General features: G+C 69.5%; 13 protein-coding genes. 4 read left to right on the top strand and 9 right to left on the bottom strand.

Annotated elements, in window-relative coordinates; translation table 11 throughout:
• Positions 1 to 36 precede the first annotated feature (36 nt).
• Genes AAF430_09815 through AAF430_09805 form a run of 3 tightly spaced genes read right to left on the bottom strand, consistent with a single transcriptional unit; the run spans position 37 to position 2,228 of the window.
• On the bottom strand, positions 37 to 732 hold the full coding sequence (locus AAF430_09815; GenBank protein MEM7410515.1) for a helix-turn-helix domain-containing protein: 696 nt from the start codon (positions 730 to 732) through the stop codon (positions 37 to 39).
• A gap of 47 nt (positions 733 to 779) precedes the next feature.
• A complete protein-coding gene (locus tag AAF430_09810; protein ID MEM7410514.1) occupies positions 780 to 1,625 on the bottom strand; it encodes a hypothetical protein in 846 nt (281 codons plus the stop codon).
• A gap of 54 nt (positions 1,626 to 1,679) precedes the next feature.
• Positions 1,680 to 2,228 (bottom strand): CBS domain-containing protein, encoded by a 549-nt coding sequence (locus tag AAF430_09805; protein MEM7410513.1) that lies wholly within the window; start codon positions 2,226 to 2,228, stop codon positions 1,680 to 1,682.
• A gap of 604 nt (positions 2,229 to 2,832) precedes the next feature.
• Here AAF430_09805 and AAF430_09800 point away from each other — a divergent pair.
• On the top strand, positions 2,833 to 3,855 hold the full coding sequence (locus AAF430_09800) for a ferritin-like domain-containing protein (protein MEM7410512.1): 1,023 nt from the start codon (positions 2,833 to 2,835) through the stop codon (positions 3,853 to 3,855).
• A gap of 27 nt (positions 3,856 to 3,882) precedes the next feature.
• Here the strand turns inward: AAF430_09800 and AAF430_09795 are convergent, their stop codons facing one another.
• Together AAF430_09795 and AAF430_09790 are read right to left on the bottom strand one after the other, a co-directional pair.
• Positions 3,883 to 6,093 carry a molybdopterin-dependent oxidoreductase gene (locus AAF430_09795; GenBank protein MEM7410511.1) on the bottom strand — a complete coding sequence of 737 codons (2,211 nt, stop codon included), beginning with the start codon at positions 6,091 to 6,093 and terminating at the stop codon, positions 3,883 to 3,885.
• A 48-nt stretch (positions 6,094 to 6,141) separates the two neighbouring features.
• Positions 6,142 to 6,966 carry a nuclear transport factor 2 family protein gene (locus AAF430_09790; GenBank protein ID MEM7410510.1) on the bottom strand — a complete coding sequence of 275 codons (825 nt, stop codon included), beginning with the start codon at positions 6,964 to 6,966 and terminating at the stop codon, positions 6,142 to 6,144.
• Positions 6,967 to 7,107: 141 nt separating this feature from the next.
• On the opposite strand from AAF430_09790, the gene AAF430_09785 reads away from it, so the two are divergent.
• From AAF430_09785 to AAF430_09775, 3 genes are read left to right on the top strand one after another with little or no spacing between them, the layout of a single operon-like run.
• Complete coding sequence (locus AAF430_09785; GenBank protein ID MEM7410509.1) at positions 7,108 to 8,400, top strand: MFS transporter; 1,293 nt, start codon at positions 7,108 to 7,110, stop codon at positions 8,398 to 8,400.
• Positions 8,401 to 8,453: 53 nt separating this feature from the next.
• Complete coding sequence (locus AAF430_09780) at positions 8,454 to 9,428, top strand: RnfABCDGE type electron transport complex subunit D (protein ID MEM7410508.1); 975 nt, start codon at positions 8,454 to 8,456, stop codon at positions 9,426 to 9,428.
• Positions 9,367 to 10,740 carry a DUF2330 domain-containing protein gene (locus AAF430_09775; GenBank protein MEM7410507.1) on the top strand — a complete coding sequence of 458 codons (1,374 nt, stop codon included), beginning with the start codon at positions 9,367 to 9,369 and terminating at the stop codon, positions 10,738 to 10,740. Before AAF430_09780 ends, AAF430_09775 begins: the two co-directional genes overlap by 62 nt.
• 13 nt (positions 10,741 to 10,753) lie before the next feature.
• On the opposite strand, the gene AAF430_09770 is transcribed toward AAF430_09775, so the two are convergent.
• The 4 genes from AAF430_09770 to AAF430_09755 all read right to left on the bottom strand — a co-directional run bounded on the left by AAF430_09770 (position 10,754) and on the right by AAF430_09755 (position 15,731).
• Complete coding sequence (locus AAF430_09770) at positions 10,754 to 11,584, bottom strand: class I SAM-dependent methyltransferase (GenBank protein MEM7410506.1); 831 nt, start codon at positions 11,582 to 11,584, stop codon at positions 10,754 to 10,756.
• Position 11,585: 1 nt separating this feature from the next.
• On the bottom strand, positions 11,586 to 12,758 hold the full coding sequence (locus AAF430_09765; protein ID MEM7410505.1) for an acyltransferase: 1,173 nt from the start codon (positions 12,756 to 12,758) through the stop codon (positions 11,586 to 11,588).
• Between the two features lie 304 nt (positions 12,759 to 13,062).
• Entirely contained in the window at positions 13,063 to 14,649 is a 1,587-nt protein-coding gene (locus AAF430_09760; GenBank protein MEM7410504.1) for a M48 family metalloprotease, read from the bottom strand.
• Entirely contained in the window at positions 14,649 to 15,731 is a 1,083-nt protein-coding gene (locus tag AAF430_09755) for an LLM class flavin-dependent oxidoreductase (protein MEM7410503.1), read from the bottom strand. Before AAF430_09755 ends, AAF430_09760 begins: the two co-directional genes overlap by 1 nt.
• Positions 15,732 to 15,921: the final 190 nt, after the last annotated feature.

Below are 15,921 nucleotides of genomic sequence, written 5' to 3'. Positions count from 1 at the left end.
GCTCGGCGCGGGAGCCCGCGCCAGTCAGGGAAGGGCTCAGGGCGCGTCGGGAGGTGGCGCCGGGAGGGGCCGCGTCGGTTCCGGGCGCGCACCCACCGAGAGCCCACGGAAGAGCAGGGCGACGCACTCGTCGACCGCCCGGCGGCACCCCTGTTCGGAGACGAGGCCATTCGCCCAGCTGATGCGAGCTCCGCTGGCTGCGTGGAACAGCGCCCGCGCGGCGGCCAGGGGCTCGATTCCCGGTGCGAGATCGCGTCGACCGGACTGCAGGATCTCGGTGAGCAGGCCGATCGTACGGTCCTGCAGTGCCAGGGCGCGCCGCGCGACGGGAGCGTCCGGGTAGGTGGTGGCCCGCAGGGCGATCACCACCAGGTCGGCGTTCGAGGCGAGCAGACCGTGCTGGACGTCGAGGAAGTCCCGCACGCGCGAGGCCGTCGCGGCGCCGCGATCGTCGCGCTTGCGGAACTGGAGCCACGCCTCTTCCTGGAGCTCCGCGAGTTCCAGGACCAGCAGCTCGTGCTTCGAGGCAACGTGGCGGTAGATCGAGCTGGCGCCCATCTCGGCCTCGGCCGCGATCGCGCGCAAGGTCGTACCGTCGAAGCCACGCTCGCGAAACAACTTGCGTGCCGCCGCTCGGATGCGCGCGCGACTCTTCCGCCCGCGCACCAAGCGTCCGTCGTCGCTCCGCAACCGGGTGTCCCGGGCTGCGCCGGTACCGGATCCCGAAGCCATCCCACCCTCCGTCGTTGGACAGCTTCGCACAAGCCCGGTTCGGTTGCTCAGGTGGGTGTCGCGTCGTCGAGAGCCGACGGCGGTTCGAGCAGGAGCTCGGGACGTTCGAGTCGCTCCTGGACCCCATTCGTATAGCCGTACGAGTAGAGCCCGTCTTCGATGCGCTCGTCGTAGGTCCAGCAGAGCTTCACGCGTCTTCGACCCGAGGGACCCGGTTGCACACGTCCCATCACGCAGAAGGACGAGCAGGTGCCGCGCTCCCATAGATGGTGGAACCCCGCGTCGTGTCCGACCGAGCCGAGGTTCGCCACGAAGAGCGACGTGAAATGCGGATCCGGTTCGATGAGGGCGCGCGGGAGCAGTCCGAAGTGATCGAGCCAATCCGCGCCGCGCACCAGCCACGCGGTGAGGAACGCGGGAAGCCGGACGAGGAGCGAGGCTTCGCGGTCGCTGGTGAGGACCTCGCCGTCGCGGGCCGGGAGGAGTCGCGCGTAGACGTCGTCGACGAGGTCGTCGAGGCTCTCGTGTTCGGGGTCGCAGCGCCGCTTCAGGATCAAGAGCGGCGAGCCGTCGACGAGCTCTCGCTTCGCCGAGAAGGTCAGCTGGATCGAGTCGTGCTCCCAGAGGCGGCCGCCCTTCACGAAGCGGTTGACGCCCGGGCGGAGGACGAAGCCCTGGGAGAGCGATCGCAGCAGCAGATGGAAGAGGGTGGCGGGACGGTCCGACGGCCGGCTCAGGTTGTGCTTGTCGAGGAACTCGAGGGCCGCCTCGACGTCGACCTGCTGCTCCAGATGGAACACCGAGTCGTTCCGACGCGGCGAGACGTGGGGCAGGATGCGCCGCACCGGCGCGAGATCCGTCACCAGCCGGGCGTCGGGCCGGCGTCCGAACATGCGTCCCCCCTGTGACCCCCGCTCCGTCTTCGGGAGCAGGCGGCGCGGTCGACCCTAGGCGCCCTCTCGTGACCGCGGCGGCTCGGGCTCGGGCTCGGCCGGGAGATTCAGGATCTCCCTCGGAAACGCGTCGACGAGGAAGTTGACGACGTCGCGCACCGAGATCACACAAGCGGGTCGGCGCTCGTCGTCCACGACGGGCACGTGGCGGAAGCCGCCGACGGACATCTTGTTCAAGACGTAGGCGACGGTGGCGTGGATCGACAGCGTCTCCGGGTCGGCGGTCATGACGTCGCCGATCGGCAGTGCCGCCGGGTTGCGACCCCGGTCGACGATCCGGAAGAGCACGTCGCGTTCGGTGAAGATCCCCGTGAGCTTCGTCTCGATCGTGCCGTCGTCGGTGACCAGGACGCAGCCGCGGTGCTCTCGCTGCATCATGCGCATGGCTTCGGTGACGTTCGCATCCGGCGCGAGCGTGATCGGACGTTGTGCGGGGACGACGCCCAGGGGCTCGCGCAAGAGACCGGCGTCGAAGCCCTCGGTCTGTCGCCGGGTTTGCTCGTAGTAGCTCTCGTCGCCGAGATCGTCGCGTACGTAAACCATGGGAAACCCTGACTCGCTCCGGAGAGCGAAAGCAGCCTGCGCAGCTTCGCCTCCCTTTTTACCACCGAACGCCCCGGTTCCCAAGCGACCGGTAACTCATCCGCTAGGTCTCCGACGGAAAAGGGGAAAATCACCGTCGGTGCGAGCGGGTTGCCGGTCGGGAATCGGTCCGGTGTGTCGGTTTTCGATTGATCGCGAACCCGGCGTCTGCGTATCCTCGGCGCCGGTTCTGGTTCCAGTGGAGGTCCCCAACACAGCGTGTGCTCGTTCCGTGGTCGATCGCGCCCTAGGCCGCGATCCCGTGGGTCGGCAGACGAGCATACGAACGTCCTGGCGACGAACGCACGTGGTGCGCGGCGTCGGCGAGACGTGGGAACGCGCGGTGCACGCGAGGTGGAGCCCGCCGTTCTTCGCTGGAACCTTCGACGCCCGGGAGAGTCTTGGCTCTCTCGGGCGTCGCCCTTTTCGGGGCGCCGAGACGCTTCGTCGATCGCGCTTCAGGGCCTATGCGCGCGACGGTCTCGCGCTTGCTGGCGACCTTGGGATCCGCGACGCTCGTTGAGGGCTCCCGCGCCCAGGGGCTCTGGCGAAGGAGAACGCGACCATGGCCAACCCGGTGGTGAACACGCTGGACGGGATCGACGAAGAGCTCGAGACGATCCTCGTGTCTTTCGATTCGAGCTACGCCTGGAACTACGGCAGCGTCAAGGAAGGGCTCCGCGACCTCTACGAGAAGTCGAAGCGCGAGCAGTGGAACGGCACCACCCAGCTCGCCTGGGACACCCACGTCGAGCCCGAGAGCGAGATCGTGCCCGCGGCGATCAACCCGCTGCACGACTACGGCCCCTACCAGAAGCTCGATGCGAAGGAGCGGGCGAAGGTCCAGCACGGGCAGCTCGCGCTCCAGCTCTCCCAGTTCCTGCACGGCGAGCAGGGCGCCATGATCGTCGCGTCCCAGCTCGTCGGCGGCGTGCCCTGGGTCGACGCGAAGTACTACGCCAGCTCGCAGACGATGGACGAGGCACGCCACGTCGAAGTGTTCAGTCGCTACGTCCACGAGAAGCTCGAGTGGGAGTGGCCGATCAACGCCAACCTGAAGGAGCTGCTCGACGCCACCATCCAGGACAGCCGCTGGGACTTCAAGTATCTGGGCATGCAGATCCTGATCGAGGGCCTCGCAATGGCGGCTTTCGGCAACCTGTTCCAGATCGCCCAGGAGCCACTCTTGAAGGAGCTCCTCAAGTACGTGATGCGCGACGAGTCTCGGCACGTGGCGTTCGGCGTGCTCTCGCTTCGCGACTACTACAAGGACATGCCCGCGAACGAGCTCGCCGACCGCGAGGACTTCATCATCTACGCATCCGAGCTGATGCGCGACCGGCTGGTCGGCTCCGACCTGGCGCACCTCATGGGATGGAACGAGAAGGAAGTGCAGAAGGTCGTGCTCGAGTCCGAGATCGGGAAGGCCTTCCGCAGCATGCTCTTCCAGCGCATCGTCCCGAACCTGAAGAAGCTCGGGCTGCTCACGCCGAAGGTGCGCGAGGCCTATACGAAGCTCGGCCTGATCCAGTTCGAGGACTTCGACGCCGACGCCGCGGATCGCCAACTCGGCTTCCTCGCCGACTAGCGGGAAACCGGGCCGAGGCTCCGTCGCTCAGGCTGCCGAACAGGTGGCTTCGTCCGACAAGGGGCGAAGCCGCACCGGCACCCCGTTCAGGATCGACTGGCCCACCACCGTCTCGGTGGTGGCATCGTCGCTCCAGTCGTTGAACGAAACGCCGGGACGCTTCCCCGCCGTACGCAGCGAGTCGGCCGCCCGTTCGTGACCCCAACCGTGGGGCAGGCTCACGACGCCGGGACGCAGGTCGTTCGAGAGCTGCACCGGCACCGGCCCCGAATGGACCCGGCTCTCGAGCAGCGCGAGCTCACCGTCGCTCACGCCAGCGCGCTTCGCATCGTCGGGGTGCACGAGCAGCACGCAGCGCTCCCGACCGGACACGAGCGCCGGCACGTTGTGCATCCACGAGTTGCAGGTGCGGGTCTCGCGACGTCCGATCATCAGGAGTTCGCCCTCTTCGGGAACTCCTTCGGTGGGGTCTTGCGCCCAGGCATCCAGCGCGGCGAGCAGCGGCGCCGGCGCGGCGTTCACCTGCTTGTCTCGGTGCAGCACCCGCCGCGTGACGCCGGCTTCGAGCGGTCCCAGATCGACCCCGTGCGGGTGCTTGCGCAGCGCCTCGACCGAGAGTCCGTTCTTGAAGCGACCGAAGCGCAGGGGCGCGGGCAGGAAGCCATCGCCGTGCGCGCCGGTGCGCAGCAAGAGGTCGAGCAGATGGGTGGGGGTGAAGCGCCGGCCCAGCCGGGCACCCACGCCCAGCAGCTTGTCGAGCGGGCCGATGCCGGAGAAGCCCCCGCCGAGGGCCTCGGCGATCCCGAGCAGGATCTCCCAGTCGGCCTTCTCGTTCGGGCCCGGCTCGACCGCCGCCGGCGAGAGCCGCGCGAAGTTGCGGATCGCCACGGGCGCAAAGATCAGGTCGTAGTGCTCCTCGGCGAGAGAACCCGCAGGCGGGAGCAAGAGATCGGCGTGGCGGGTGGTCTCGTTGCGGTAGAGATCCACCGACACCATGAACTCGAGGGAGGCGAGGGCGGCGTCCAGGCGCTTGCCGTTGGGCACCGAGAGCACCGGGTTTCCGGCGTAGGTGATCAGTGCGCGTACCTGGCCCTCCCCGGGCGTCTCGATCTCTTCCGCGAGACACGCCGAGGGGAGGTCGCCGAGGGTCTCGGGCAGATCGCGCACTCGGCTGCGAAATCGGTCGTGGCCGTCCATGCCCGGCAGCTGGGAGAGCCGCGCCGGGTCGACCGCCGGCGTGGTGAACATCGCGCCACCGACGGCTCCCAGCCGTCCGGCGGCGAGGTTCAAAAGGTCCGTGGCCCAGGTGCCGAGGGTGCCCGTGCGGTTGTTGCAGACCCCGAGGCGGGAGTAGGCGACGCTGCTCGGCGCGTCGGCGAACTCGTGGGCCAGACGCTCGATCACGGCGGCGTCGACGCCACTGGCCCGGGCCAGATCGGCGGGGTCGAGTCGCTGCACCCGTGCCGCGACGGTGTCGAAGCCCTGGGCGATCCGGCCGACGGCGCCTCGGTCGACGCGTCCGGCCTCGAGCAGGGCGCGGACCATCCCGAGCAGGAGGGCCGTGTCACCGCCGGGGAGGACCGCCACGTGCTCGTCGCACTCGCGCGCGGTCTCGGTCCGCCGCGGGTCGACCACCACGAGCTTTCCGCCGCGTTTGCGCAGCGCACGCAGGCGCGCGCGCATGTTGGGTGCGGTGAGCAGGCTGCCGTTCGAGATCAGCGGGTTCGCGCCGATGCAAAGCAGGTAGTCGGTGCGCTCGACGTCGGGGATCGGCGTGAGGAAGGAGCTGCCATAGAGGTGCCAGGACGTCGCGAAGCGCGGGCTCGTGTCCTGGGTGCCGGCGCTGTAGCAGTTGCGCGTGCCGAGGGCGGCGACCAGCCCCGCGCGCACGAGTGCGGCCCCGAAGTCGTGTACCACCGGGTTGCCGATGTAGAGCGCGAGTGCGTCGGCACCATGGGCGTTGCGGATCGCGCCACAGCGTTCCCCGATCTCGGCGAAGGCCTCCTCCCAGGAGATCGGGTCGTAGCCGCCCTGGGCGTTGCGGCGCAGCGGTTCACGAATGCGGTCGGGGTCGTGGTGGACGTCCGCGTTCGCGATGCCCTTCGGACAGGCGAAGCCCGCCGACAGGAAATCGTCCGGATCGGGACGCACGGAGACGATGCGCCCGGCCTCGACTTCGAAGTCGAGGCCACAGCAGGCCTCGCACAGGTTGCAGGTGCGATGGATCGTCTCGGACATGGGCGGTGGCCTCGTGGCGCGGGAAACGGGGTGGGGCGGTGATCGCGGTCAGGAAGTCGGTTCCAGATGCTCGGCCCACAGGTTGGCGAGCTCGAGGGTGTCGAAATAGCGGCGGCTGGCGAGCACACCGCCCGGTGCCAGGTCGAAGCGGTCCGATCCGCGCAGCGCGAAGGACAGGGTCCCGATCTGCGCGCGGGCTTCCCACTCGAGGAAGCCCAGGTTCTCGTCGCCGGCGCTGCGCAGGGGGGTGAAGTCGAAGCGTTCGAAGCGCCCCAGGAAACTCTCGGCGTAGCTCGCGAGCGCCTCGCGTCCCAGCGGCGCCGGTTGGGCGGGGAACCAGGCGGCCGCGTCCTCGCGGAAGGAGAGCGGCAGCTCGCTGGGACGCCCCCGCTTCCACAGCTCGCCGATGGCATCGACGAGGGCACGGCCGGTGATCGCCGGGATCGGGCCGGGCGGCGTGGGCGCGGAAAGCGGTGTGGTAGCGGGGAACGCCGGGAGATGGGGGTCGAGGCGCGCGAAGAGTCCACGCCGATCGTAGTAGCGTCGGCCGCGAATCACGTGTCCGCCGTCGAGGTCCACGCAGTAGATCGAGCGCCACTCCATGGGCGTGTTCCCGACGGTGGCCGTGTTCCGCGCTTCGACGAAGACGGTGTCGTCGTCCTCCCGCCAGCGCTCGGGGACCATCTGGAGGTCGGGGATGACCGCCAGGATGGTTCGGAAGTGCTCTGGGATCGCTGCGACCGGGATCGGTTCCGGCATACCGGAATCGAAGAGCGTGGCCTCGGGATGGAAGAGCGCGAGATAGCGGTCGACACTCGGCTCGGCGCCGAAGGCGAAGAAACGATCGAGGAAGGCCGGGACATCACACGACACACGGCGAGCATGGTCCCGGTGCGGACCCCTCACAAGGTCCAATTGGCCCCTGGGAGAGGGACCAATTCCGGCGCTGCGGCTCGCGATCCCGCTTCGGAAAGACGGCATTCGCCCCCGGGGAAGTGACATACTCCCGCCCCCATGGAAGAACGGGTCTCTCGCGGCAGCTACGGCTTTCTGGCGTTCCTGACACTGATCAACGTCATGAACTTCGTGGACCGCCAGCTGCTGGCGAGCTTCGCGAACTTCATCATTCCGGACCTGGGTCTCACCAACACCCAGTTCGGTTTGCTCACGGGCTTCGCCTTCATCCTCTTCTACAGCACGATGGGGCTGTTCGCGGGCACCCTCGCCGATCGACTCCATCGGCCGCGCCTGATGGCGGCGGGGCTGGCGTTGTGGAGCGCGTTGACCGCAGTCTCGGGCCTCGCCCGCGGCTTCGGAACGCTGGCGATTCCGCGCACCTTCATCGGTATCGGGGAGTCGGTTTGCACGCCGACCTCGATGTCGATGCTCTCCGATCGCTTCCCCGCGACGCGGCTCGGCCTCGCCGCCGGCATCTACTACATGGGCGTCCCGATCGGGGTCGGTGTGTCGCTCTTGATCGCCGGATATCTCGGACCGGCGATCGGCTGGCGCGGCTGCTTCTACGCGCTCGGCGCGATCGGGATCTGTCTCGCCATCGTCCTGCTCTTCGTCAAGGAAACGCCGCGGGGGTACGGGAACACCGAGATCCTCCCCGAGGAGCGCGAACCGCAGCCGACGCTGCGCGAGATCATCGCAGTCCTGCAGGACGCGCTGCGACGCTCCCCCGCGCTCGTACTCACGATCGCCGGCGGCGTCTCGCTTCACTTCGTGCTGGGCGCGGCGGCCTTCGATCAGCTCTGGTTCGTGGAAGAACGCGGCTTCGAGCGCGCCGAGATCGCCCGCTGGACCGGTTGGATCGGGATGGGGGGCGGCGTGCTCGGCAATCTGTTCGGCGGTCTCGGGGGCGACTGGGTCCAGAGGCGCTTCGGGTTGGGGCGTCCGATGTTCCTGTTCTGGGTGATGCTCGTGATGGCGCCACTCGGGATCGCCTACCGGCTCGTGCCCCCCGACAGCACCTGGTTCTGGGTGGGGGTGTTCGCCGGCTACTTCCAGCTCGGCAGCTTCTACGGCCCCACCTTCTCGACGGTGCAGGAGCTCGTGCCGCTGAAGATTCGCGCCACGGTCGTGGCCTTCTACCTCTTCGCCCTGAACCTCGTCGGGCTCGGGATCGGGATTACCGGTGGAGGCATCCTCGTGGACGTGCTCCAGGCCCGGGGCGTCGCCGAGCCCTACACCTGGACCCTGATCGGCTTTACATTGCTCGCGGGTCTCGCGATTCCGTGTTTCTTCTTCGCGGGCCGGCGCTTCGAGGCCGATCGCGCCCGGCTCTACGAGAGCGCTGCGTAAATTCGCGTTCGACCCCGCCACGGCGTCACCAGCCGTTGGTTACCCTCGCCGCGATGCGGGGGAGACTCGGAAGCCTGGCCGATCCGCGCCATTTCCAGCTCGCGATGCTCGGCGGGCTGTTCGTCTACGGTCAGCTGGCGCTCGATTTCGGCGTCCCGCTTCCCGTCTGGGTGCCCACTCTGTTGGTCGCACTCGCGACGCAGGCGCTGCTCGCGCGGTCGATCGATGGAGCGCCGTTCGAGCCGCGCAGTGCGCTCATCTCGGGCCTCTCCCTCTGCCTGCTGCTCCGCAGCGAGGTGTCGTGGTTGGTCCCGCTGGCCGCCTTCGTCGCGATCGCGAGCAAGTTCCTGCTGCGCTGGAACGGCAAACACGTCTGGAACCCCACGGCCTTCGCGATCGTCGTGATGCTCGTCGGTTCGAACCTCGGCGCGTGGCCGGCCAGCTGGGTTTCGCCGGGCCAATGGGGCAGCACGGCGACCGGCGTCTTCGTGCTCGCGGGGCTCGGCTCCCTCGTCGTCTTCCGCGCCGAACGCTCGGACGTCACCTGGGCCTTCCTCGCCGCGACCGCCGCCCTCGTATTCGGGCGCGCGCTCCTGCTGGGCGATCCGCTGCGGATCCCGCTCCACCAGCTGTCGGGCGGTGCACTCTGGATCTTCGCGTTCTTCATGATCTCGGATCCGCGCACGACCCCCGCGTCGCGCCGCGGCCGCATCGCGTTCGCCGTGGCGGTCGCCGCCGCGGCGGCCTGGGGCCGCTTCGTGCTCTGGGAACCCACCTCCCTCTTCTATGCCCTGGTGGGCATGACGCCTCTGGTCGTCGCGCTCGACCGCTGGTTTCCCGGCGCGTCCTATGAATGGCCGGCGTCGCGTCGCGTCGAAGCCGCGCCAGAGCTCCAACCGGCGGCTGCGCCCCAATTCGAACCGGTCCCGATCGCCGACCCCGAATCCCACGAAGGAGATCCGATCCATGTCCCCGCGAGCCCTCGTCTGGACCCTGGTCGCCCTGCTCTTTGGGGCGACGCCCGCTAGCGCCTTTTGCGGCTTCTACGTCGCCCGCGCCGACACCACCCTCTACAACCAGGCCTCGCAGGTGGTGCTGGTGCGCGACGAGGACCGCACGGTCCTCACCATGGCGAACGACTACAAGGGCAGCCTCACCGAGTTCGCGATGGTGATCCCGGTGCCGACCTTCCTCGAGCGCGAGCAGATTCACGTCGCCGAGCACGCGCTGATCGAGCATCTCGACGCCTACACCGCGCCGCGCTTGGTCGAGTACTTCGACGGCGATCCGTGCAACCTGCGCTACCGACGCCTCGAATCGGCGCTGCCCCCGCAGGCCGCCCTGTCGGTCGACAGGGCCGGCAGCGCCAAGAGCCTCGGCGTCACCATCGAGGCCGAGTACACCGTCGGTGAGTACGACATCCTGATCCTGTCGGCGAAGGAGAGTGCGGGCCTCGTCACCTGGCTCGTGCAGAACGACTACCGGATTCCCGAGGGCGCCGAGTCGGTCGTGTCCTCCTATCTGAAGCAGGGCATGCGCTTCTTCGTGGCGAAGGTGAACCTCGAAGAGCAGACGAAGCTCGGCTACCAGCAGCTGCGACCGCTCCAGATCGCCTTCGAGTCGCCGAAGTTCGTACTGCCGATTCGCCTCGGCATGGTGAACGCCGATGGCCCCCAGGAGCTCTTCGTCTACGCGCTCACCCGCACCGGTCGCGTCGAGACGACGAACTACCGCACCGTGAAGCTGCCGACCGGGATGGACCTGCCACCCTACGTCAAGGACGACTTCGCTCCCTTCTACCGCGACATGTTCCAGACCGCCGTCGCTCGCGAGAACGGCAACGCGGTCTTCCTCGAGTACGCCTGGGACATGGCCTGGTGTGATCCCTGCGCGGCCGACCCGCTGTCGGCACAAGAACTCCGTCAGCTCGGTGTCTTCTGGGTCGACGAACCCAAGCCCGGGATCCGACCGCCGACGCCCATGCCGATGCCGCGTCGGCCCCAGCCCGCGCCGCAGGACGTCTTCGTGACGCGGCTCCACGTGCGCTACGACGCCGAACACTTCCCCGACGACCTGGCCTTCCAGAGCACGGGCGACCGGCAGAACTTTCAGGGGCGCTACGTGCTGCGCCATCCCTTTACCGGCGAAGCGAGCTGCGAAGAGGCCCAGCGCTACTTCGACGGGCTCGCGAAGCGGCAGGACGACGAGGCGAAGACCCTGGCCAACCTGACGGGTTGGGACATCGCCGAGATTCGCGAGCGCATCGGCCTCGAGGCCGAGACGCAGGCCGCGCAGCCCGAGCCCGAAGACGAGCCCTGGTGGAAGCGCCTCTGGCACTGAGCGACGGCGCCCGTCAGTCGAACGCGATCCCCGTGCCGGCACCGCGGTGCCAGTGGAAGCGGGGCTGTTCCGAGAAGCAGAGGTAGCGGCGCTTCGTTCGCTCGGCGAACTGGAGGAGCGCGCCGGTGACGTGGGCGTTGTCGGTCACGACGATCGCACCCTCGCTCAGACGCGACTCCACGAGCTCGAACTCCGCGCGCTCGTGGGCCTCCGAGTGATCGCTGTCGTGGATGAACAGATCGATCGCGTCGATTTCGGTGAGATGATCGAGGGAGCTGCCACGCAGGACCCGTCCGAAGCGCGCGAGATCGGGGATCAGGAGCCCGCCGGCGGCCGGATTCGGATCGATCCCGATGTACTCGCCCGGATGCCCTTCCGCGTGGTTGCGCGCGAGGGCCGCCGTGAGCGTCGCCGCACCGAGCCCCCGGTCGACGCCGGTCTCGACCACCTTCCGCGGTTTCCGCCAGCGCACCAGCACGTACCAGGCCAGGCGGCGCCCGAAGCGGGGCGTGGTGTCGCTGATGGCCGAGTCCGGGCCACGAGCGGCGGCGAGGCGCAGCGCGTCGAGGAGCTCTCGATCCTCTTCGAGCTCGGCGATCCAGCCACGGATCCGCGCGTGCGGTTCTCCGGTGACGACGGACAGCGACGCGACCAGGTGTTCCCGGTTCAGCGGCATGAGGTCGTAGGTGAAGTTCGTGATCTCGCGAGAACGCCACCACCACAGGCCGGCCGCACGGATCGCGCGCGCAGCGACGCCCAGTGCGATCCACGCGCGGTAGATCCCGACCAGGAAGGGGCCGAGGTGCGGCACCCGGATCGCACGGCGTGCGAGGGACAAGGGCATGTCAGGGATTTCCTCCGGCCCAGGCGCGGGCGGCTGTCGGCGTGGAAGCAGCGTGCGCCGGGGGCTTCTCCGGCGTCAGATGAGCCCGGGCGCGGCGCAGGAACGGCGCCTCGACCGCGACGTGGAACGCCCAGGCGAAGCCGCAGGCGAGTGCGGTGGCCAACACGAGCGTCGGAATCGCCCAGGCGGCCGGCGCACCGGTGGCGAGCTTGGACACGATCGAGAACACGAAGTAGTGGGAGAGGTAGAGGACGAAGGACGCGTCGCCGAGGGCGATCGCGGCGCGTCCCCCGCGACTCGAGAGGAACCGGTGGGCACCCGTCGCTGCGCGCGCTTCCGTGTTGAGCGCGCCGACGAGGAGCGCGCCCCCCGCGAACCCGAAGCCGAGCACCCGCACCAGGCCGACTGCGCCGGTCGGATGGATCGCAGCGCCGGTGCCGTCGAGCCAGGCGCCCGTCGCCAGGGCCAGGCCGACGCCCAGCAGGATCGGAAGCGCGTGGCCGAAGCGGGCCCAGACCGGACGGGTCTGGGCGATCGCCACACCGATGGCGAACTGAACGTGGAAGAGGGAGAAGACGTGCCCGTCCCAGAGGCCGGCGAGCGCCGTTGGCGATCCGACGTGGACGACGAGTCCGACGCCGAAGAGGCTGAGCACCGCCGCCAGCAGAACCCGCGGTGAGGCCCAGGCGAAACACGCGCCGGCCAGCGCGTAGAAGATCAGCTCGTGTTCGAGGGACCAGCCGACATCGAGATAGGGCGTCTCGCGCATCGGCCACACCGTGAACGAGGCGAGGGCGTAGCCGAAAGAGAGGGTGCCCTTGCCATCCCAAGCGGGGTGCAGCGCCACCGCGAACAGCGCGAGTCCGGTGAACACCGCGTAGAGCGGGACGATGCGTACCCAGCGGCGCAGGACGAACCCGCCGAAGCGAACCTGCCGGCCCGCGGTGATGTGGCAGACGATGAACCCGGACAGGACGAAGAAGAGGTCGACGCCCGCGTAGCCGATCGCGAGGAAGGCGGGCAGGGCGGGGAGGGCCTCGGGGAACGCGCGGGTGACCCAGACCGCGTGCCAGCCCAGCACCGCGAGCGCCGCTACGGCGCGCAGCACCTGCACGGAGTGCAGCCGCGCGGGCGGGTTCGAGAGCGAGCGCTCGGAATGCGGCGGGTCTTCCACACCGCTCGAATCGACCGGAAGCGGCCGGGACTTGAGCGTCTACGGGGACTTGCGCGGGCTTTCTGCCGCACTCCGAGGCCCCGGTCGCGGGGTCGTCGTGGGCTCTCCAGCGCCGGGACGCGGCGGATGCGGCTCGAGATCAGAGCAGCTCTCGAAGTAACCGCAACGCGGACAGCGGATCTTGCACGCGTGGCCGTAGAGGCCCGCGGAACAGTTCGGACACGGATTCATGCACCCCTCCCCCGGCGCTCCACCCTAGCGAGTGGCGCGCGCGGTGAGGAGAGGGCGCGTCCCCGCGCTGGCGCTAGAGCGGGGCGCTCACCGCCTCGTCCTCTTCGCAGCTGACCAGGGCCTCGCGCGCGCGACGAATGCGCGGACAGGATTCGGGCTCGGCCATGCGGTCCTCGGAGACGGTGAGCCGCGCGGCCGCCTCGCCGCAGCGTCCCGCGTGGGCCAACAGGAAGGCGGCATCGGCGGGGGCATGGTGGCCGCGAGGATTCGTCGTGGTGGCGAGGTCGAGGTAGCGGATGCCCGTCTCCCAGTCGCGGGTGTTCGTCTCCCACAGGCCGAGGTCGTGCAGCCCGCGGCGTCCTGCCGTCCAGGCCACCTGGCGCTCGTAGGCTTCGAGGGACGGATCTTCCTCTGACACGAGCCAACCGGGGGCACGCAACAGCGCATAGTTGGCGAGCAGGATCGAGCCCACGACGCCGAGGAAGCCGAAGAGCATGCGGTGTCGCGCGGGCGGTGCCGGTCGCGGGTAGTCGGGCGTCACGCCGGACGCGACCATGCGGTCGAACAGGTTGGGGTGCGATCCGGTGCCCTTGCTGAGCACGGCCGGTGTGTCGGCGGCGCGGTAGAGCGCTTCGAGCGCGCGCGCGTGTACGCCCTCTTCGCTCTCGTGGTCCACCGCGTGGGCGTCGGCGGCGGCCTCGAGACGCCGCGACCAACGCGACGCTGCGAGCACTGCCACCAGCAGGCCGGCCATCACCCACCAGAACGACGTGCCGTGCTCCAGTGTGGCGTAGTGCGCGAAGCCGAGTGGCAAGAGGCAGAGAGCGAAAGCTGTGCGCGCGGCCCGAGTTCGCGTCGATTCCCGCAGGTGGCCGACTTCGTGGGCGGTGATGGCCTCGAGCTCCTCGTCGGAGAGCACCTCGAGGATCCGCGTGGAGAATACGAGCTCCTGGGTCCATGGCAGGGCCAGGGCGTTCGGCATCGACCAGTTCAGCACCCAGCTGGCCCGCGGCCTGACGCCTGCCCGCTCGCTCACGCGGTCGACCACCGCCTGGAGCCGGGCGTTCGGGGGCTTTGCCTGACCGAGCACGCGCAGCAGGGGGAGTCCGGCGCGAACCAGACACCCGAGGTAGAGCGCCGTCCCGAGCAGCGCCCAGGCGAGGTCGGGCATCGCGAAGGGATCGCGGCCCACCAGGAAGGCCATCGCCAGCACGACGATCACGTGGGGGTAGGCCAGGATCACCGCTTGCCAGTTCCAGTTTCCGGGCCGCGGCGCGCGTTCGAGGGTTCGGTCGAGGCGTCGTCGCACGGCGCGTCGCATCCAGGCGGCGCCGAGGTAGGTACTCCCCGCGACGAACAGCGCGAACGAGGTGGCACCGAGCGGTGAGAACGGCCCCACCCGCAACAGCGCCGTGAGTCCCATTGCGACCAGCGGGCAGGTGACCGACACCGAGAAGACGGTCCGCGTCGGGTAGAGCCAGCGCGCGGTCTCGGTCCAGTGCCGACGACTGGCGTCCGGCACCGGTCCCGTGGCGAGGCGCGCTCCGATCCAGGTGCTCCCCGCCCCGACGACGAAGCCGACGCCGGTCCAGACCAGGAGCTGGGTCCACCGAAACGTGAGGGGTAGCGTCTCGATCCACTCCTGGGACACCGCGTTCACTAGCGGGCGTCTCGGAAGGCCGGGAAGAGGTCCCTCGCGACCCGTTCGAGCACCGCCGTGCGCGGCTCCCAGCCGGGGAGGATCATGACCTCGTCGAGGCCCGCCTCCGAGAGCACGCCGAGGCGATCGACGAGCTGGTCGCGCGTGCCGATCAGACAGGACGCCTCGAGCAGCGCGGGCGTGACGAAGCGCTCCTCTTCCGGCAGCACCCAGCAGTTGTGTCCCGCGTGCACGCGCTGGTGCAGGCGGTCACTCGGAACCGTGTCGAGCAGCGCGCAGTAGTCGTCCCAGACTTCGGCGACGGCCGCGGGCGGCGGGTGTCCGAACTGGCGCCACTGATCGTAGGCGTAGTGCAGCGTCGCCATCGCGAACGGGCCGCTCTCGGCACGGACCCGGGGCGAGTCCAGGGCCTCGCCGGGATCGAGCACCGAGATCGTGGTGAGGGCGGTGGTGCGGAAGCGTGCGCGATCGAGGGCGCGGCCCGCCGCGGTGGCCCCGGCTTCGACGAACTTCCAGACGCGCTCGATCGCCGCGGGGTTGGGCGGTAGCGAGAGCACGGCTCCGTCGCCGTGCTTTCCCGCCAGGCCGAGGGAGCGCGGCCCGAAGCCCGAAACGTAGAGCGGGATCGCGTCGTCGAAGTTCACGAAGCCGTGGTCGGGCATCAGGTGCCGGATCGGACGCGGTCCGCCCGCCGCGTGATGCACGCCTTCCTCGCCCCGCAGCAGCGGCCGCAGTGTGTCGAGGGTGCGGTCGAACGCGGCGATCCGATGCGGCGGTTCCCCCATCACGCGCATCGCCGTGTTTCCGGCGCCCACGCCGAGGAAGGTGCGCCCCGGGGCGAGCGCGTTGATCGTCGCGATCGCGGCCGCGGTCACCGGCGCGGGGCGCGTCCCCGAGACGGCGACACCGGTACCCAGGCGGATCCGGTCGGTGCGGTCCGCTGCGAGGGCGAGCGCGGCGTAGCAGTCCGACCAGAGCATCTGACTGTCGGCCAACCAGGCGGCGTGGTAGCCGAGCGCCTCCGCCCGGACCACGTAGTCGATGTCGCCGATGTGAGACGCGACGCAGACGCCAAAGTGCATGGTTCCTCCCCGGCAGCGCCCGGCTCCCGGGGCCGTGCGCATTCTCGCACGACCGACGGCGGGGCGGGCCGTCCGGGCACGGCGCGGCGTTCGGGGTCGCGGCGCCGAAACCAGCACGGAATCGGGGTGTTGGGACTTCGCCGGCCGCCCGTTTCGCCTCCGTTAAGCCGCCCGTGGTTCGCTCCTCCCA

The organism is Myxococcota bacterium (genome assembly GCA_039030075.1).
In the GTDB taxonomy this organism is placed as follows: domain Bacteria; phylum Myxococcota_A; class UBA9160; order UBA9160; family SMWR01; genus JAHEJV01.
This window is presented reverse-complemented; position numbering and strand designations above follow the sequence as displayed.